Source organism: Leucobacter chromiireducens, from assembly GCF_003917135.1.
Taxonomy (GTDB): Bacteria; Actinomycetota; Actinomycetes; order Actinomycetales; family Microbacteriaceae; genus Leucobacter; species Leucobacter chromiireducens_A.
The window spans coordinates 1-18,350 of the sequence record NZ_RPDI01000028.1 but is presented as its reverse complement, the minus strand read 5'-3'; the positions used below and the strand labels follow the sequence as shown (position 1 = coordinate 18,350).

Annotated in this window: 15 protein-coding genes and 1 tRNA gene; 14 read left to right on the top strand and 2 right to left on the bottom strand. The window is 70.0% G+C overall.

Annotation, left to right across the window (positions count from 1 at the left end; translation table 11 throughout):
- Nucleotides 1–40 precede the first annotated feature (40 nt).
- Both EGM46_RS12015 and EGM46_RS12010 read left to right on the top strand, forming a co-directional pair.
- Nucleotides 41–1,558, top strand: coding sequence for a SpaH/EbpB family LPXTG-anchored major pilin (locus EGM46_RS12015; RefSeq protein WP_125100383.1), 1,518 nt, complete (start codon nt 41–43; stop codon nt 1,556–1,558).
- A gap of 99 nt (nt 1,559–1,657) precedes the next feature.
- Entirely contained in the window at nt 1,658–2,641 is a 984-nt protein-coding gene (locus EGM46_RS12010; RefSeq protein WP_241156315.1) for a class C sortase, read from the top strand.
- 3 nt (nt 2,642–2,644) lie between these two features.
- On the opposite strand, the gene serC is transcribed toward EGM46_RS12010, so the two are convergent.
- Entirely contained in the window at nt 2,645–3,763 is a 1,119-nt protein-coding gene (gene serC / locus EGM46_RS12005) for a phosphoserine transaminase (protein WP_125100382.1), read from the bottom strand.
- Nucleotides 3,764–3,848: 85 nt separating this feature from the next.
- Between serC and EGM46_RS12000 the strand changes: the two genes are divergently transcribed.
- From EGM46_RS12000 to EGM46_RS11980, 5 genes are all read left to right on the top strand, one after another.
- Nucleotides 3,849–4,541, top strand: coding sequence for a metal-dependent transcriptional regulator (locus EGM46_RS12000; protein WP_125100381.1), 693 nt, complete (start codon nt 3,849–3,851; stop codon nt 4,539–4,541).
- A gap of 88 nt (nt 4,542–4,629) precedes the next feature.
- Nucleotides 4,630–5,982 carry an NADP-specific glutamate dehydrogenase gene (gdhA, locus tag EGM46_RS11995; protein WP_125100380.1) on the top strand — a complete coding sequence of 451 codons (1,353 nt, stop codon included), beginning with the start codon at nt 4,630–4,632 and terminating at the stop codon, nt 5,980–5,982.
- 222 nt (nt 5,983–6,204) lie between these two features.
- On the top strand, nt 6,205–6,969 hold the full coding sequence (locus EGM46_RS11990; RefSeq protein WP_125100379.1) for an NlpC/P60 family protein: 765 nt from the start codon (nt 6,205–6,207) through the stop codon (nt 6,967–6,969).
- 138 nt (nt 6,970–7,107) lie between these two features.
- A tRNA-Arg gene (locus EGM46_RS11985) sits at nt 7,108–7,180 on the top strand.
- A 184-nt stretch (nt 7,181–7,364) separates the two neighbouring features.
- Nucleotides 7,365–7,889, top strand: a complete 525-nt coding sequence (locus tag EGM46_RS11980; RefSeq protein ID WP_125100378.1) for a hypothetical protein — start codon at nt 7,365–7,367, stop codon at nt 7,887–7,889.
- A gap of 337 nt (nt 7,890–8,226) precedes the next feature.
- On the opposite strand, the gene EGM46_RS11975 is transcribed toward EGM46_RS11980, so the two are convergent.
- Complete coding sequence (locus EGM46_RS11975; RefSeq protein ID WP_125100377.1) at nt 8,227–8,790, bottom strand: hypothetical protein; 564 nt, start codon at nt 8,788–8,790, stop codon at nt 8,227–8,229.
- Nucleotides 8,791–8,823: 33 nt separating this feature from the next.
- Here EGM46_RS11975 and EGM46_RS11970 point away from each other — a divergent pair, with 33 nt between their 5' ends.
- From EGM46_RS11970 to EGM46_RS11935, 7 genes are all read left to right on the top strand, one after another.
- Nucleotides 8,824–9,777 carry an EamA family transporter gene (locus EGM46_RS11970; protein WP_241156314.1) on the top strand — a complete coding sequence of 318 codons (954 nt, stop codon included), beginning with the start codon at nt 8,824–8,826 and terminating at the stop codon, nt 9,775–9,777.
- 9 nt (nt 9,778–9,786) lie between these two features.
- Nucleotides 9,787–10,497 carry a CYTH domain-containing protein gene (locus EGM46_RS11965; RefSeq protein WP_164512890.1) on the top strand — a complete coding sequence of 237 codons (711 nt, stop codon included), beginning with the start codon at nt 9,787–9,789 and terminating at the stop codon, nt 10,495–10,497.
- Complete coding sequence (locus EGM46_RS11960) at nt 10,494–10,724, top strand: HPP family protein (RefSeq protein ID WP_125100375.1); 231 nt, start codon at nt 10,494–10,496, stop codon at nt 10,722–10,724. Before EGM46_RS11965 ends, EGM46_RS11960 begins: the two co-directional genes overlap by 4 nt.
- 133 nt (nt 10,725–10,857) lie before the next feature.
- Nucleotides 10,858–12,279 carry an NAD(P)/FAD-dependent oxidoreductase gene (locus EGM46_RS11955; RefSeq protein WP_125100374.1) on the top strand — a complete coding sequence of 474 codons (1,422 nt, stop codon included), beginning with the start codon at nt 10,858–10,860 and terminating at the stop codon, nt 12,277–12,279.
- A complete protein-coding gene (locus EGM46_RS11945; protein ID WP_346773393.1) occupies nt 12,276–12,683 on the top strand; it encodes a cupin domain-containing protein in 408 nt (135 codons plus the stop codon). Before EGM46_RS11955 ends, EGM46_RS11945 begins: the two co-directional genes overlap by 4 nt.
- Nucleotides 12,684–13,037: 354 nt before the next feature.
- Complete coding sequence (locus EGM46_RS11940; RefSeq protein ID WP_125100373.1) at nt 13,038–14,408, top strand: uracil-xanthine permease family protein; 1,371 nt, start codon at nt 13,038–13,040, stop codon at nt 14,406–14,408.
- A gap of 175 nt (nt 14,409–14,583) precedes the next feature.
- The gene (locus tag EGM46_RS11935; RefSeq protein WP_125100396.1) at nt 14,584–18,300 is read left to right on the top strand and encodes an AAA family ATPase; all 3,717 of its coding nucleotides are present in this window, start codon (nt 14,584–14,586) and stop codon (nt 18,298–18,300) included.
- The last annotated feature ends 50 nt before the right edge of the window (nt 18,301–18,350 follow it).

The window sequence follows — 18,350 nt, the reverse complement described above, 5'->3', positions numbered from 1 at the left end:
CGGCCCACACCACACAAACCACCCAGGAAGGACACCCACCATGAGTCAGAACGGTCGCGGGGGAACCCCGAAACGCGCACTTGCCGCGCTCGCCGTATCCGCCGTTGCGCTGCTCGGCGTCGTCGCTGCCGGCGCGCCGGCGTACGCAGCGCCGGAGCTCGGCGGCATCGATCCGGAGGCGAGCGGCTCCATCATCGTGCACAAGCACGAGCACCAGACGGGCAGCGAGCAGGTGTCGCAGAGCCCGGACGGGACCGGCCCGGCCATCCCCACCCCGGGGATCGCTGACGTGACGTTCACCGCCTACCCACTGCTCACGGGCGAGGGCGAGGCGATCGACCTGAGCGATCCCGATGCGTGGGACCAGCTCGACGGCCTGCAGGCCGGCGCGGACTGCAGCGCACCGAGCGGCTACCAGCTCGGTGCCGCGCTCACCCCGGCGACGACCGACGCGAGCGGCACCGCAACGATCCCCACCGAGATGGGTGTCTACGTGGTCTGCGAGACCGCAGCTCCCGCGCAGGTGGTCGACCGCGCAGCGCCCTTCATCGTCACCGTTCCCTACCCGTTCGAGGGTGCCTGGCTGACCGACGTGCACGTCTACCCGAAGAACGGTGTGACGAGCGTCTCGAAGACGATCTCGGCGCAGCAGGGGCTCGGCCTCGGCAGCACGGTCGAGTTCCCCGTCACCGTCAAGGTGCCAGCGCTCGCCGCAGGCCGCAGCTTCACGAGCTTCGACATCTCCGACACCCTCGATCCGCGCCTCACCCCGTCGCCCGCGGCTGACGGCATCGGCGTCGGCATCAAGAGCATCTCGGTGGACGGCGCTTCGGTCCTGGCCTCGAACTTCTCCGCAACGGCGTCCGGCCAGACCGTGACGCTCTCCTTCGCTTCGGCTCCCGGCCTCGCCTACCTGCGCACCCTCGCTGGCAAGGAGATCGTGGTGACCTTCCAGGGCACCGTGACCTCGCTGGGTGACGGCGTGATCGAGAACACGGCGTTCGAGACCGTGAACGGCACCAAGTTCACCACCAACACGGTGCGCACCAACTGGGGCGATGTCGTCGTGAAGAAGGTCGACGCAACGAGCAAGGCCACCCTGGCTGGCGCAAAGTTCGAGGTCTACGCGGCCACCGACCCCTACGCGGCGGACTGCACGAGCGCGACCCCGACCGGCGCGGCACTGCAGGTGAGCGGCGCGAGCGAGTTCACCACCGGAACGAACGGTCAGGTCACGGTTCCCGGCCTCTTCGTGAGTGACAGCGAGAACGAGACGAAGAACGCGGCGCAGCGCTGCTACGTCCTCAAGGAGATCGCAGCTCCCGCGGGGTACGTCACCCCGACCGGCGCCGCCGCGCTCTTCCCGATTGCCGTGAAGACCGGCGCGACGGCCGACGTCGACGTCACCGTCGAGAACGTGCAGCAGCGCGTGCCCGGCCTGCCGCTCACCGGCTCCGCTGGCGCACTGATGCTGTCGCTCGCCGGCGGCGCCCTGCTGATCGCCGCGGCCGGAACGGGCCTGCTCATCTCGCGTCGCCGCACGGCGCGGGCGGAGTAACCAGCCGCCGGGGCCGGGCGCACGCCTGGCCCCGGCCCACCGACCGGGTCGGCGGAGGATTTCCCCATCTCCCGCCGGCCCCTGTGAGAAGGACAATCCGTGTCGCTGCAGACCCTCGCCGAGGCCCACACCACAGATCCCTCGGCGGCACCGGGGTCGCCGACCGTGCCTTCTCCGCACCCACCGGGCTCGGTCCGCCGCTGGCGGAGACCGAGCCCGGTGGTCCTCTTCGTCGCGCTCCTCGCCCTCGCGGGGATCGCGCTCCTGCAGGCGCCGATCATCGCCACCTGGTACTCGCAGCTCGACTACTCGCGGGAGATCATCGGCCTCAACCGAAACACGGGCGCGGGGGATGTCGCGGCCCGCGCGGCCGAGCTCGCCGCGGCCCACGAGTACAACGAGGGGCTCACCGGCGCGGCGGTCGTCGCGGCCGGCGAGCGGATCCCGCAGGCGGTCTCGAACTCCGCCGGTGCAGACTACGACGGCCTGCTCGCGAGCGACGCCTCAGGCCTCATGGCACGCATCAAGATCCCGAAGATCGACGTCGATCTCCCGATCTATCACGGCACGAGCGACGCGGTGCTGCAGCAGGGCGTCGGGCACCTGGAGGGAACCGCGCTGCCCGTCGGCGGCCCGACCACGCACACGGTGCTGACCGGCCACCGGGGGCTCGCGAAGGCCGAGCTGTTCAACAACCTCGACCAGTTGCAGCCTGGCGACACGTTCACGATCGAGGTGTGGGGAGAGGTGCTCACCTACCGAGTCTCCGAGACCACCGTCGTGCAGCCGGACGAGACCGAGTCGCTGTACCCTGTGTTCGGGAAGGACCTCGCGACGCTGATCACGTGCACCCCGCTCGGCATCAACACGCACCGCATCCTCGTGACCGGTGAGCGCATCACCCCCACCCCGCAGGCGGATATCGACGCGGCGGGCGCCGCCCCGGTGATCCCTGGCTTCCCCTGGTGGGCCGTGTGGTCTGCCGCAGCGGTGCTCGGCGTCGCCGGATACGTGGTCGCAACATGCCGCGTGCGCGACACCACGGCCCCGCGGGGCCGCCGTGCCGCGCACGCGCGGGTGTAGCGACTAGCTCAGGCGCTCGAGCACGTAGTCGATCGACGCGGTCAGCGCGCGCACATCGTCCGGTTCGATCGCCGTGAACGTTGCGATGCGCAGCTGGTTGCGGCCCAGCTTGCGGTAGGGCTCCGTGTCGACGATGCCGTTCGCGCGCAGCGCTGCCGAGATCGCCGCGGCGTCCACCGAGTCATCGAAGTCGATCGTGACGACGACCTGCGAGCGGTGCGCGGGATCCGTGACGAACGGGGTTGCCACTGTGGTGCGCTCAGCCCAGTCGTAGAGCACCGTGGACGACTCAGCCGTGCGGGCGGCGGCCCACGCGAGCCCACCCTGCCCGTTGATCCAGCGCAGCTGCTCATCCATCATCGCGAGCGGGGCGAGCGCCGGGGTGTTGAGCGTCTGGTTCTTCCGCGAGTTCTCGATCGCGCCGGCGAGGTTCAGCGTCTCGGGGATGTAGCGGCCGGAGGACGTCACCCGCTCGATGCGCTCGATCGCCGCTGGCGAGACGAGCGCGAACCAGATCCCGCCGTCCGAGGCGAAGTTCTTCTGCGGCGAGAAGTAATAGACGTCAGCCTCGGCCGCATCGAAATCGATGCCGCCAGCGGCGCTCGTCGCGTCGACGACGGTGAGCGCACCGGCGTCGCCGGCGACGCGCTGCACCGGCGCCATCACGCCGGTCGAGGTCTCGTTGTGTGGGAACGCGTACACGTCAACGCCCTCGACGGGGGCGAACGCCGACCGCGATCCGGCATCCGAGCTGCGCACATCGGGGGCCTCGAGGAACGGGGCCGCCGCGGCAGCCTTGCCGAACTTCGCGCCGAACTCGCCGAACGCGAGGTGCTGGCTGCGGCGCTCGATGAGCGAGTGCACCGCCGAGTCCCAGAACGTGGTCGCGCCGCCGTTCGCGAGCAGGATCTCGTAGCCCTCCGGCGCGCGGAAGAGCTCAGCGAGACCGGAGCGCACGCTGCCGACCAGATCCTTCACCGGCGCCTGCCGGTGCGAGGTTCCGAGTACCGTCGGCTGCAGCGAGGCGAGGAACGCGAGCTGCTCGGAGCGCACCTTCGAGGGGCCGCACCCAAAGCGGCCGTCGGCGGGCAGGAGGTCAGTGGGGATCGAGATGTCGGCCATGCGCACAATTCTATCGGGGGGAGTGCCCCGGGGTTTCACGGGCGCCATGCCCTAAGCTGGGAGATGGACTTACGAGAGGACGGCGATGACAGATCTGATCGACACGACGGAGATGTACCTTCGCACGATTCTGGAGCTCGAAGAAGAGGGCATCGTCCCGCTGCGCGCCCGGATCTCCGAGCGACTCGGGCACTCCGGCCCCACCGTGTCCCAGACCGTTGGCCGCATGGAGCGCGATGGGCTGGTGATCGTGACGGACGATCGTCGACTGGAGCTCACGGAATCGGGCCGCGCGAAAGCGGTGCGCGTCATGCGCAAGCACCGCATCGCCGAGCGCCTCCTCGCCGACGTGATCGGGCTGGAGTGGGCGTACGTCCACGAAGAAGCGTGCCGCTGGGAGCATGTGATGAGCGAGCGGGTTGAGCGGAAGCTCCTCGGTATGCTCGGCAACCCGACGGAGTCGCCGTACGGCAACCCGATCCCCGGCCTGGAGGAGCTCGGCTCCACCCGAGCCGGATCGTTCCAGACCGGCGTCACCGGTCTCGGCGACCTGCTGATCGACCCGGAGCTCGTGCTGCGCGCCCGCATCCGCCGCCTGGCGGAGCCCCTGCAGGTCGATCCCGAGCTGCTCGAACAGCTCGCAGCAGCCGGTGTGACGCCGGGCAACCAAGCTTCCTTCGCGCGACGTGGCGACGCTGTGCACGTCGAGGTCGAAGGATCACATGAGGCGATCGACCTTCCGCTGGAGGTCGCTGCGCACATTTTCGTCTCGCAGTAGAGGCACCCCGCATTGGCGGTGGCGACCCGGTTCCGGGACGCCCGTGCTCATGCTGCCCGCAATGGAGTTGATAAACAAAGGAGTTTTCGTGACACTGCCCACCCCAAGCGCGCACGTGCGCGACGTCACCGAGGTCGTTGAGCGCAGGAGCGCGGGCGAATCGGAGTTCTTGCAGGCCGTCCGGGAGGTGCTCGACACGCTCGCACCCGTGCTCGCCGAGCACCCGGAGTTCATCGAGGGCGGGATCCTCGAGCGCCTGGTGGAGCCCGAGCGGCAGTACATCTTCCGGGTGCCGTGGACGGACGATCAGAACCGGGTGCGAGTGAACCGCGGCATTCGCGTGCAGTTCAACTCGGCGCTCGGTCCCTACAAGGGAGGTCTCCGATTCCACCCATCGGTCAACCTCTCCGTGATCAAGTTCCTCGGCTTCGAGCAGATCTTCAAGAACGCGCTCACCTCGCAGCGCATCGGCGGCGGCAAGGGCGGATCCGACTTCGACCCGACCGGCAAGAGCGATGCCGAGGTGATGCGCTTCTGCCAGAGCTTCATGACCGAGCTCGTGCACCATATCGGTGAGCACACCGACATCCCGGCCGGTGACATCGGCGTCGGTGCGCGCGAGATCGGGTTCATGTTCGGCCAGTACCGCCGCATCACCCAGCGCTACGAGGCCGGCGTCCTCACCGGCAAGGGCGTGGGCTGGGGCGGCGCCGAGGTGCGCACCGAGGCGACCGGGTACGGCGCCGTCTTCTTCGCCGAGGAGATGCTCGCCCGCGCTGGGCAGGGCATCGAGGGCTACCGAGCGGTCGTCTCCGGCTCCGGCAACGTCGCCACCTACGCGATCGAGAAGGTCGAGCAGCTCGGCGGGAAGGCGATCACCGCCTCCGATTCGAGCGGCTACATCGTCGACGAGGCCGGCATCGATCTGGATCTGCTGAAGCAGGTCAAGGGTGTCGAGCGTGCACGCATCTCCGAGTACGCGGAACGGCGGCCAGGCTCGCACTTCGTCGCCGGGGGATCGGTGTGGGACGTACCGGCCGACCTCGCGTTCCCGTGCGCCACCCAGAACGAGCTCACCGGCACGCACGCGCGCACGCTCGTCGCGAACGGTGTGCGCGCGGTCACCGAGGGCGCAAACATGCCGGCCACCCCGGAGGCCGTCGAGGCGTTCCAGGAGGCCGGGGTGCTGTTCGCGCCGGGGAAGGCCGCGAACGCCGGTGGCGTCGCGACCTCTGCCCTTGAGATGAGCCAGAACGCTGCACGGTCGCGGTGGGACCGCGACAAGAGCGAGTCGCGCCTCCACGGCATCATGCGCGACGTGCACGAGTCGACGTACGAGGCATCCGAGCGCTACGGCAAGCCGGGCGACTACGTGCTCGGCGCGAACTCGGCAGCGTTTGTGCGCGTGGCGCAGGCGATGCTCGAACAGGGCGTGATCTAGGCGCTGCCGCGCGGTACGCGAACAGTGTGCGGCCTGGCAATTCGTTCGGGATCGAGTGAATTCTGGGCCGCGCCGTCGTGAAAACCGTTGAAATACTGCGGCTCGTGGCGGCTTCGTGACCTGAGCGTGACATTCCCGTGATCATCCGTTACGCTTGAACGGTCGCGTCTCGCAGGAGGCGCTCCAGACTGACAACCCACAAGGTGAAGGCAGATTATTCACGTGAATCACAACCCCAGTACTGAGGTCGCGGTTACGGACAACGCTGCCCGTCCCACGCGGGCGCGGGCGAAGCGCGTCGGCCAGATGGTCGGTGCAGCAGTCCTGAGCCTGGGCCTCGTCGGAACCTTCGGGCTTCCCGCATACGCGCTCGCACCGGAGGTCGAGGGGCAGCCCGACGCCGACATCACGCTGCAGCAGAACCTCGATACGCCCGAGGTCGCCGCACAGATTTCCCCCGTCGTTGCACTCGACGGCGAGGTGGGCTCCGCGATCCTCGAGCAGGAGCGCAAGGTCAAGGAAGCCGAGAAGAAGGCCGAAGCCGATGCGAAGAAGGCCGCTGAAGAGCAGGCCGCAGCGGTGAACGGCACGGGCACCGGCACCGCCGCGCAGCCCGAGAGCAAGAGCTCGGCGGATGTTCCCGCTGGCAAGGGCGCGCAGGGCCTCGTCTCCGCTGCGCTCGCGCAGGTGGGCGTCTCGCAGGACTGCACCGACCTCGTCCAGAACGCGCTCGCGGCCATCGGCCTCACCGAGCGTCGCGACCAGGGCGGCTACGACCACGGCGTCTCCGACTTCTACCGCTACGGCACCCCCGTCACCGACGGCAACTACGCCCCTGGCGACATTCTGATCTGGCCGGGTGCCCCCCACGTTGCGGTCTACATCGGCAACGGCCAGGCCGTGCACGGTGGCTGGCAGGGAAACCAGACGGTCGTCGCGGGCTACGCGTCGCCGAGCGCAACGCCAGACGTGATCCGTCTCGGCTAAGCAGGCTTCCCAGAACGGGCGGGGTGATCTTCACCCCGCCCGTTCTGCGTTCACCGGACCGCGCCCCTGCGCGGTGCACGCGCGCTGCGCGGTGCCTGGGGTGCGCTAGACTCCCAAAGGTCGCCCGCGTGCGGCTCCGCCCTGGTAGCTCAGTGGATAGAGCACTTCTCTCCTAAAGAAGGTGTCGGAGGTTCGATTCCTCTCCAGGGCACTCCAACTTTGCTTCGACTGTGCTCCGGAAAGCCGCGGGGTAAGCGGCCCGAACCCTCACTAAATGAGAGTGGACAGGGGCGTGTTGGTGCGGGGTGGGGGAGGACGGGGCAGACGCTCCACCTTTTGATTGATCTTTATCTTGATCACGCGGCTTGCGGAGCTGGCGGTCGTACGATTGCGCCATGAACTGGGAACAGCTGCTGCGACGTGTCGACCGGCTCGCGGGTGGGAAAGCCTCCGACGAGCGCATTCCCGTCGACGCGCGCGACCATCCGCGCACCCGCCGTGCCTTCCGCTGGATCTGGGTGCTGCTGGGCGTCGAGATCGTGCTTGGCCTGGGCGCGGTGGTGGTCGCTGCGGCGATCGCCGGGTCTGGGGGCAGCGTGTCCTTCCCCGTATGGATGCGTACGGTGGTGGTGCTCGGAATGACCGTGACGCTTGCATACTTCACCTGGCGCGCCGCGTTGGGGTGGCGGTGGTCGTACCAGAGGTTGCGTCTCTTCGCGCAGATCTTTCCCGTGATCACGCTCGTGATGGCCGCGATCCCCAATCTCTACCCGGGGTGGATGATCACCGAACAGATCCTGTTCAGCCTCATCATGATCGGGATCGCCGACTTCCTGACGAGCGACCACATGCGCGCGGCGTTTCGGAAGAGTGGAGCGACCCCCAGTGATTCACCCCGATCAGATGCCGCCACTCAATAGGGCGGTCGATCTGCGCGCCGAACTGCACAAAACAGTCGTTTCGCTACCCAGTGCGTACACGTGATCACGGATTTTTGGGTGTTTGGCTACTGAACGTCACGATTCCTGGGCTCCGCGTGCCCGCCGTTGGCCTACGCTGAAAGCACCACCAACCCCCGGTGGAGCGCGGATCCCCCCATCCGCGCGACACGAACTACTCAATCCCCAGACCGCGGCATTCCCCCATTTTCGTCGCGCGTCTTGAGTAGGTCTTCGAACTGTGCCGGCCGCATCCCCCATCACATTGCGGCCGGCACAGTTGTTTTCTGGGGTCTGTGCCCCGGCCGCGCCTGCCGAGTTAGCTGGGCTCTGGCGAACGCAGCAGCTCCGCGCGCTCCGAGAGAAACGCCGCGAGGGTCTGCGCCCCGGCGAGTGGCGCACCAGCGCGCCAGCGCACGCGCACCTCGCCGTCGGCGAGGCCGAGTGGCAGCTCGGCGCCGCCGTCGGGGCCGCTCGCCGCGAGCGCGGCGAGCGCCGCGGGATCCTCGATCGGGATCTCGGTCGCGTCGAAGTTCACGGGCGCACCGCTCGCAAAGCCGCCGCGCAGCGCCGCCGCGGCGATTTCGCGCCGCTCCTCGCGGGAGAGCGACTGGTAGCCGGGTCGGCCGCGCTCGGCAGCCCGCGTGGCCCTGCCCGCCGCGTAGAGTGCGCCATCGGTGCCCAGGAGGAGGGTGCCGAGGCGCCACACCCTGCCGATCTCGCGCATCCGCGCTGGGCGCGTCCACAGCAGGACGCGCCGAGGCGGCTCGAGCACGGCGAGGTGCTCGGCCTCGACGCCGGCGAGCGTGAGCCGTTCGGCGGTCGCGGTGCAGGCCGCGGTGGCGCGGGCGGTCGCCCCGGCGTCTCCTGCGTCTGCTGTCACCCGGCAAGTGTATCCGGCACTAGAGTTGGTCTGATGAGCTCAGTGTCGACGCCACAGCACTTCGGACGCAGCGCAACGATCCGCGCCATGCTCCTCGTGCTGATCGGTTCCCTTGGAATGCAGTTCTCCGCAGTGATCGCGGTTGGCCTCTTCCCGACGTTTGGCGTGCTCGGAACGAGCGCGCTCCGCATGCTGATCGCCGCGGTGATCCTGCTGCTGCTCTTCCGGCCGCGCCTGCGCGGGCGCACCCGCAAGGAGTGGGCCGGCATCGTGCTCTACGGCGTCGCCATGGCGGCGATGAACGCCTTCCTCTACCTGGCCTTCGCGCGCCTGCCGCTCGGCATCGCGACCACGATCGACTTCCTCGGGCCCTGCCTCGTCGCGCTGCTCGCGTCCCGCCGCGCCCGCGAGGGGCTGCTCGCGGTCGTCGCGCTGCTCGGTGTCGCGCTGATCGCAGGCTTCGGCGGTGCGCTCGACCCGCTCGGCCTGCTGTTCGCGGCGCTCGCCGGCGCGGCGTTCGGGCTCTACACGCTGCTCGCCGCGCACGTCGGCCAGTCCGACGGTGGGCTGCCGAGCGTCGCGCTGTCGGTGACGGTGGCTGCGATCCTCACCCTGCCCTTCTCCGCGCCCATTGTGCCGCTCGTGCGCGTCGAGCACCTGATCCCGCTGCTCGCCTCAGCGCTGCTCGGCACGGCGCTCGCGTTCACGGTCGACACGATCGCTGGCCGGCTCACCTCGGCGCGCGTGCTCGGCGTGTTCTTCGCCTTCGACCCGGTGGTTGGCACGATCCTCGGCGCGCTCTTCCTCGATCAGCTCCTCACTCCGATCGCGCTCGCCGGCATCATCCTCGTCGTCGCGGCCGGCGCGGGGATCGTGTGGCTGTCCGGCGGGCACGGCCCGGCCGCGCGCGAGCCGGCACCCGCCGATCCGGCACCCGCCGATCCGGCACCCGCCGATCCCGCACAGGATCGCCCGGTCACCCCGTAAGCTATCGGCGTGACGACACAGCCGGGAACCGAGTCGCTCGAGATCGAGCGCAAGTACGAGATCGCGGTCGATGCGCCGCTGCCGAGCGCGGCGGATTTTGCTCGCGCGGGGTTCGCCGCCGACGCGCCTGAGACGTTCGAGCTCGTGGCGCGGTACTACGAGACGCCCGATGAGGATCTCGCGCGCGCGGGGATCGCGGTGCGGGTGCGCGAGGGTGGCTCGGACGCCGGGTGGCACGTGAAGCGGCGGACGCCCGGCGGCGTGGTCGAGCAGCACTGGCCGCTCGAGCGGCAGCTCCCCGCCGGGCTGCTCGCGGAGCTCGCCGCGCGGATCGGGGTGGCCGCCGGATCGGTGCAACCGCGCGCCGAACTGCGCACCGAGCGCACGGTCGTTGTGCTGCGCGACGCGGACGGGCGCGAACTCATCGAGCTCGCCGACGACCGCGTGCGCGCGACAGATCTCGCCGACGGCGTGCGCCGCGCCTGGCGCGAGTGGGAGGCCGAGCTGCTGCCCGGCGGCGCTGAGGCGCAGCTGGACGCGCTGGATCCGGTGCTTCGCGCCGCGGGGGCGAGCCCGTCCGCGAGCCCGGCAAAGATCGCGCGTGCGACGGGCAAACTCGTTGGGCTGGCTCGCGCGCGGCAGGCAGACGCTGCGCTGATCGCGGCACTTGAGCAACTCGACGCTGCCGATCAGGCTGCGGCGCGTACGCTGGACGCATGAGTAACCGAGCGAAGCCCGGCAAGGGCCGGAACGAGCGCGGCGCGGGCAAGCAGTCGGGCTCGACGCCGTCGCCCGAAGCGCGGCGGAAGCAGATCATCGTTGGCCTCATTATGGGCGCCGTCGTGGGTGTGGTGCTCGGCGCGCTGACCCAGTTCTGGCTGTGGCTGCCTGCCGGCCTCGCGATGGGGCTCGCAACGGGTGCCATCATGAAACCGCCGGCTGAGTAGTTCGCAGCGCCGGGGCGCGGCGCTGCGCGGGCTGGGGGAGTCGATCCCACACGTGTAAACGCAAATGTCAATGGCATTTACATTCGCGTGATTCTGTGTCAGGATCGTCTCGGACATCGAAGACGAGGACCCCATGCACCAGACCATTTTTGAAACGAACCGGCCGGCGGCGAAGATCGTCGAGGACGCGCTCGCTGACACGAAGCTCTCCTGCTTCTGGATCGATGACGTCGCGGACACCGCGGCGCGCTACCCCGCGCTCGCGGGCGACACGAGCGTCGACGACGCCGTCGTTGGCGGCGGCTACGCCGGGCTCTGGACCGCGATCAAACTGAAGACGGAACACCCTGAGCGCCGCGTGATCCTGCTCGAGGCCAAGCGCGTCGGCTGGGCGGCGTCCGGCCGCAACGGCGGCTTCTGCGAGGCGAGCATCACCCACGGCGAGCCGAACGCCGAGGCGCGCTGGCCGGAGGAGACTGGCGTGCTCGCCCGCCTCGGCTACGAGAACCTCGACGCGATGGAGCAGTTCATCGCGGACAACGAGCTCGACGTCGACTTCGAGCGCACCGGCCAGCTGGCCGTGGCCAACGCCCCGCACCAGGTCGAGTGGCTCGGCGAGAGCCACGATCCGACGGTCGTCACGCTGAACGCCGAGGAGGTGCAGGCGCGCATCGCGTCGCCGACGTTCCTCGGCGGCGAGTTCGCACCGCGCGAGAACGCCAACCTGCACCCTGCGAAGCTCGCGGCCGAGCTGGCGCGCCACGCGGCGAAGATCGGCGTCGAGATCCACGAGCAGACCCCGGTGAAGCGGCTCGACGGGGGAGCGGACGGCCCGGTGCAGCTCACGACGGAGCGCGGCACCGTGTCGGCGGATCGCGTGGCGCTCTGCACGAACGTGTTCCCCTCGTTGCTGAAGCGCTACCGCTTCCACACCGTGCCCGTGTACGACTACGTGCTCATGACCGAGCCGCTCACCGACGAGCAGTTGGCCTCGATCGGCTGGGAGGGGCGCGAGGGCCTCGCCGACATGGCGAACCAGTTCCACTACTCGCGCCTCACGAAGGACAACCGGATCCTCTGGGGCGGCTACGACGCCGTGTACTACGCCGGCGGCAAGATCAAGCCGGAGTATGAGGACCGGATGGAGAGCCACCGCAAGCTCGCGAGCCACTTCTTCACCACGTTCCCGCAGCTCGCCGGCGTGAAGTTCACGCACCGCTGGGCCGGTGTGATCGACACGAGCACGCGCTTCTGCGCGTTCTTCGGGCAGGCGCTCGGGGGCCGCGTGCAGTACGTCGCTGGCTTCACCGGCCTCGGCGTTGGGGCGACGCACTTCGCCGCCGACGTGATCGTCGACCGGCTCGAGGGTCGCGTCACCGAGCGCACGGAGCTCAAGATGGTCAAGGACGTGCCACTGCCGTTCCCGCCAGAGCCGGCTGCCTCGATCGGGATCAACCTCACGCGCTGGGCGCTCGATCGCGCCGACCACAACGAGGGGAAGCGGAACGTTCTGCTGAAGACCCTCGACGCGCTCGGCCTGGGTTTCGACTCGTGAGCGGCGCGGAGGCGGTGCCGGGCGTCGCGCTTCCCGGCGGCGCGAACGCCGCGGTGCACGCCGGCTCGATGCCGGTGGCGCTCGAGGCGGTCGCGCCCGAGGACGTCGTGTCGGGGGATCCTGCGCAGGGCATCGTCGAGCTCGGGGAGATCGGCGGCGCCGAGACGGGCGTCTGGGAGCTGCGCGGCGGCACCGTGACCGACACCGAGGTGGACGAGCTGTTCGTGGTGCTCTCGGGCGGCGCGACGATCGAGTTGCTCAGCGAGCCGGGCATCAATCGGGATCCTGGAGCTGCGCCACGCACCGTCAAGGTGGGTCCGGGCGACGTGATGCGACTGGTCGCCGGCACGCGCACCAGGTGGACGGTGGCCGACCACATTCGCAAGGTCTACATCGCGGGCTAGGCCCGCCGCCCACCCCCCACCCCCAAACCCACGCCGCCCCACCCGTCCCACCCCAAACCACACGGAGAAATCTGTTTCCTCGGGCCGAATCGCAGGACCCCGTCCGAGAAAACAGATTTCTCCGGCTGGTTGGGGCGGGTCCGGCTGGTTGGGTTGGGATTGGGTCGGGCTGGTTGGGTTGGGCTGGGCTGGGTCAGGCGGGCCGGGCCGGGTGCGGGGCGCACGCCAGCGCGCGCGGCGAGCTTTTCGCGCCGAGCCTGAGCGTTCGCTGTATGATGGACGATTGGTCGCGCGCTCTCAGGGGGCTGACGCGCAGCACACTCCGGACGGACCGCCCCAATGAAGGAGCCCCGCATGGCGCTGCCCTGGAAACTGCACGGTGACGGCAAACACGTTGCCCCCGACGCGATCGTGCTCCCGGAGGAGCGCCTGAGCTGGGGCCGCACCATCGGCTTCGGCGCGCAGCACGTCGTCGCCATGTTCGGCGCCACGTTCCTCGTGCCGCTGCTCACGGGCTTCAGCCCCACCGCGACGCTCTTCTTCTCGGGCCTCGGCACGATGCTGTTCCTGCTCCTCACCGGGAACCGCCTGCCCAGCTACCTCGGCTCATCGTTTGCGTTCATCGCCCCGATCCTCGCTGCGACCGCGGGCGGCGACGACCTCGGCCGCGCGTCGTTCGGCATTCTCGCGATCGGCGTGCTCATGGCTGTCGTCGGCCTCGTGGTGCACCGCTTCGGCACGGGCTGGATCAACGCGCTCATGCCGCCCGTCGTGATGGGCGCCATCGTCGCGCTCATCGGCTTCAACCTCGCGCCGGCTGTGCGCAACAACTGGACCGGCAACCCCGGCGCCAACCCGGACGTTGATCAGGTGCTCTCATCGTGGGTCGCCGTGGCAACGCTCGTCGCGATCCTGCTCATCACCGTGCTCTTCCGCGGCCTCATCGGTCGCCTCTCGATCGTGCTCGGCATGGCGGTCGGCTACGTCATCGCGGTGTTCGCAGGCCTCGTCAACTTCGACGCGGTCGCCAAGGCCGACTGGGTGGGGCTGCCCCAGTTCCACGCGGTGGGCAACCCCTTCGCCGATCCAACGCTGTGGGGGATCCTGCCCGCGTTCCTGCCCGTCGTGCTCGTGCTCATCGCCGAGAATGTCGGCCACGTGAAGAGCGTCGGCCTCATGGTGAACCGCGACCTCGACGGAGTCACGGGCCGTGCCCTGCTCGCCGACGGTGTCTCGACGATGCTCGCCGGCTTCGGCGGCGGCTCGGGCACCACGACCTACGGCGAGAACATCGGCGTCATGGCCGCGACCCGCGTCTACTCGACGGCGGCGTACTGGGTGGCCGGCACCATCGCCGTGCTGCTCTCCTTCTCGCCGAAGGTGGGCGCCGTGATCTTCTCCGTTCCGCCCGCCGTGCTCGGCGGCGTGACCGTCGCGCTGTACGGCCTCATCGGCCTCATCGGTGTGAAGATCTGGATCGACAACAAGGTCGACTTCTCGAAGCCGATCAACCAGTTCTCGGCCGCAGTGCCGCTCATCGTCGGCATCGCGGACTTCACGATCCAGTTCGGATCGGTCGTATTCAACGGCATCGCGCTCGGCACGATCGCGGCGATCGGCGTCTACCACCTCATGCGCGTGCTGGCGAAGGCGCGCGGCGGCGAGATGCAGCTCGCGGACCCCGTGGTCACCGGCCCGGCGGCGGAGGACACCAGCACCCGCTGACGCCCCCGCGCCATCAGCGCATTCACAGCGCATCCGCAGCCGACGAAACTCCGTTGCGGATGCGCTGTTTTGCTGTTTCAGCGCCTAGGGTGGCGGTGTGTGGAGTGTAGACCGACGTCGGCGACCCGAAGCGGGTGGCGACGAGAATGAGACCGTAGAGGTCACCGCCGAGGCGGTGCCGCCCCAGGACGAGGGCGCGGTCCCGGCTGCCCCAACGCCCGAGGCCCCCAGCGCCCCCGAGCGCGACCTGTCCGCGCACCTCACCGGCCCGGTGTCGCTCGTCGACGCGTACGCTGATGAGCACGCCGACTGGCGCCGCGCCGCCGCGCAGATCGGTGGCCGCAACCCGCTGCTGCACTTCGACGACCGCCCGGCCAACCGGATCGAGCTGTCGACCACGCACCCTGGCGGGCTGCCCCAGTTCATCACGGGCAACAAGATCCTGCTCTCCGCGCTGATCCGCGACGACCTCGCGCTGCGCCACGCACGCGCGGCCGCTGGCCGCGTGACCGACAAAGCGATCGAGATGCGCACCGTGCGCGGCCTGGAGACCGTGCACCTCGGCGTCGGGATCGCGAAGTGGACGTTCGAGGGCGAGGAGTTCTGCGCCCCCGTACTGCTGCGCCCGCTCGCGATCCGCCGCTACGGCCGCGACTTTGAGCTGAAGCTCAAGCAGTTCCCCTCGGTGAACGAGGAGCTGATCCGGGCCCTCCGCGCGCAGTTCGGCATCACGCTCGACGCGCGCGCGCTGGTCGAGCTCTCGCAGTCCGAGGGCGTGTTCAAGCCGCAGCCCGTGATCGACCGGGTGCGGCAGACCGTCGCCGGCGTCTCCGGATTCGTCGTGCAGCCGCGCCTCGTGGTGTCCTCCTTCCACTCGGTCGCGCAGGGCATGGTCGACGCGGTGAAGGATCTCGACTCGCCGATCCTCGCCGCCGTGTGCGGCAGCGAACCAGCACGCGAGCAGCTCGCCGCGGCGTACCGCCCGGTCAGCGCCACGCCGCCGGACGAGCGCTCGCCCGATGTCGACCGCCACCTCTACGACGCCGACGCCGAGCAGGACGACGTGCTCGCCCAGATCGACGCCGGTCACTCGCTCGTGGTGCACACGCTGCCAGGCACTGGCGGCACGCAGACCGTGGTGAACGCGATCGGCAGCCTCGCCCGTGACGGCAAGCGCGTGCTCGTGGTGTCGCCGCGCCGTGCCACGCTCGACGGCATCTCGCACCGGCTCACGCGTGCCGGGCTCGCCGGGCTCTCGGTCGGGCCGCGCCGCGTGCGCCGCAACCTCGTCGAATCGATCAGCCGCAACGAGAACGCGCGCGCCGAACAGCTCGGCGAAGTGGACGCCGCGCTGATCCGGCTCCGCGGTGTGCTGCGCGACTACCGCAGTGCGCTCGCCACCGCCGACGAGCGCTACGGCGTCTCGCCGCTCGACGCGCTCCGCCGCCTCACCACCCTCGCGCAGAGCGAGCGTCCGCCGCGCACCACCGTGCGGCTCGACGACCACGCGCTCGGCCAGCTCACGCTCGACCGCACCGCGATGGCCGAGGACCTCACCGAGGTCGCGAGGCTCGGCCAGTTCCAGTACGGGCCGGAGGATTCCCCCTGGTACGGGGTCAGCTTCTCGACCACCGAGGAGGCTCGCACCGCCTACGGCACCGCCGTCGACCTCGCCGAAGCGCAGCTCCCGCGCCTCATCTCGATGGCCAATGAGGTGATCGGCCAGACGTCGATGCGCCCCTACGAGACCATCGCCGAGCTGGGCGTGTACCTGCGACTTCTGATGGGGATCCGCGACACGCTCGATCGCTTCACCCCGTCCGTGTACGACCGTTCGCTCACCGAGGTCATCGCGGCGCACGCGCCGCGCGGCTCCGACGAGATGACCGCCGCGAACAAGCGCCGCCTCCGCAAGCTCGCGCGCGAGTACGTGCGACCCGGTGTGCACATCACCGACATGTACGCGCGCCTCGTGCAGATCCAGCAGCAGCGTGTGCTGTGGCAGCGCTACACGACGGTGGTCGGCGCGCGCCCCGAGGTGCCGCTCGGGATCTCCGACGTCGTGGTGGCCTTCCAGTCCGCATACCAGGATCTGGACGAGCTGGATCGAGTGCTCGGCGTCGTGAACGATCCGGATCGGCTGAAGAACCACACGCTCGGCTCGCTCGCCAGTCGGATCTCGGACCTCGCACGCGAGTCAGAGGTGCTGCAGAACATCCAGGAGCGCACGAAGATCGTCGAGCGCATGCGCGCCGCGCACCTCGAGCCGCTGCTCGACGACCTGTCCGCGCGCCACGTGCCGGCAGAGGACGTCACCGCGGAGCTCGAGCTCGCGTGGTGGCAGTCGGCGCTCGAGCGCATGCTGCACACGAACCCCGCGCTGCTCAGCGCGAACACCGGCGTGCTCGAGCGGCTCGAAGCTGACTTCCGGCTCGTCGACGACGCGCACGCCGGCGCGAACGGTGCGCTGCTCGCCGCGAGCCTCGCCGACGCCTGGCGCGTCGCCGTGCTCGACCACCGGCAGGAGGCGCTCGCGCTGCGCGAGGCGCTGCGCCGCCCCGACGTCTCCGTCGCCCAGCTCGCGCAGGGCGCCCCGCACCTCCTCAGCGTGCTCGCCCCGGTGTGGGCGATGTCGCCGTACGAGGTGGCCGAACTGCCCGACAGCATGCGCTTCGACACCGTGCTGCTCGTCGACGCCGGCGCGACCACGCTCGTCGAGAACCTCGGCGCGATCCGGCGCTCTCGGCAGGTCGTCGCCTTCGGGGACACGATGACGCAGACCCCGGCGCACTTCGAACTGTCGGTCGGCGCGCAGGTGCCAGACGCAGCTTCGGATCCGGCCGCGGCCGAGGCGCTGCACCGCAGCTCCGCGTTCGCCGCGCTCGGCGAGGTGCTGCCGACCCTCACGCTCACGCGCAGCTACCGTGCGGGCGGCGAGGACCTCACGCAGCTCGTCAACACGCGCTTCTACGGCGACGCGATCCAGACCCTGCCGTGGGCTGGCAGCTTCCTCGGCCACTCGAGCCTCACCTACGAGTTCGTGAGCGGCGGGCAGGGCCTGCCCGACCAGCAGACCGGCGCCGTGGAGAGCACCGACGCCGAGGTGGAGCGTGTCGTGCAGCTCGTCCTCGAACACGCGAGCGACCGCGCAGGCGAGTCGCTCATGGTGATCACGGCGAGCGAGCGCCACGCGGTGCGCGTCTACCAGGCGGTGCTGCAGGCGTTCTCGAAGTTCCCGCAGTACCGGGAGTTCCTGCTCGGGGATCGCGCGGAGCCGTTCGCGGTGATGACCCTTGAGCAGGCGACCGCGCAGAGCCGCGATCGTGTGATCTTCTCGATCGGCTACGGCCGCACCCCGCACGGGCGCGTGCTGTCGAACTTTGGTGGGCTCGGGCGCCCGGGCGGCGAGCGGCTGCTCGCGGTCGCGATGACCCGTGCGCGCCGCGCGATGACGATCGTCAGCTGCTTCAAGCCGAAGGATCTCGACTCGGCCCGCATCAAGCACGGCGTCGTGGAACTCGCGGAGCTGCTGGCCCTCGAGCACCCGGCTCCCGAACCGCCGGCGCTCCCGGCCGAGCGCGATCCGATGATCGGCGAGCTCGCGGATCGGCTCGAAGCGCTCGGGCTCACGGTCGCACTCGACTACCGCGGGGCGATCCCGCTCGCGGCGTCGTACGATGGGCGCGCGATCGCGATCGACGTCGACCTCGGCGATGGCTCGGAGAGCCTGCGCGACACGCTGCGCCTCCGCCCGGCAGTGCTGCGCCGCCTCGGCTGGCACTACCACCGCGTGCAGAGCTTTGACCTGTTCTCCGACCCGGACGAGGCCGCGCGCCGGATCGCGCGCACCCTCGGACTCGAGGTGGGGGAGCGCGCCGCGGACTCCGCGTGACCGACGCCGAGCAGCCAGCCGCGCCGCGCCCGCCGCGCCGCTCGCGTCGC

Bases quoted from the DNA above. Each gene is read 5' to 3' on its own strand.
- EGM46_RS12015 (WP_125100383.1), top strand. From the start codon at position 41: ATGAGTCAGAACGGTCGCGGGGGAACCCCGAAACGCGCACTTGCCGCG.
- serC (WP_125100382.1), bottom strand. From the start codon at position 3,763: ATGGCCGACATCTCGATCCCCACTGACCTCCTGCCCGCCGACGGCCGC.
- EGM46_RS12000 (WP_125100381.1), top strand. From the start codon at position 3,849: ATGACAGATCTGATCGACACGACGGAGATGTACCTTCGCACGATTCTG.
- EGM46_RS11980 (WP_125100378.1), top strand. From the start codon at position 7,365: ATGAACTGGGAACAGCTGCTGCGACGTGTCGACCGGCTCGCGGGTGGG.
- EGM46_RS11970 (WP_241156314.1), top strand. From the start codon at position 8,824: ATGAGCTCAGTGTCGACGCCACAGCACTTCGGACGCAGCGCAACGATC.
- EGM46_RS11960 (WP_125100375.1), top strand. From the start codon at position 10,494: ATGAGTAACCGAGCGAAGCCCGGCAAGGGCCGGAACGAGCGCGGCGCG.
- EGM46_RS11955 (WP_125100374.1), top strand. From the start codon at position 10,858: ATGCACCAGACCATTTTTGAAACGAACCGGCCGGCGGCGAAGATCGTC.
- EGM46_RS11940 (WP_125100373.1), top strand. From the start codon at position 13,038: ATGGCGCTGCCCTGGAAACTGCACGGTGACGGCAAACACGTTGCCCCC.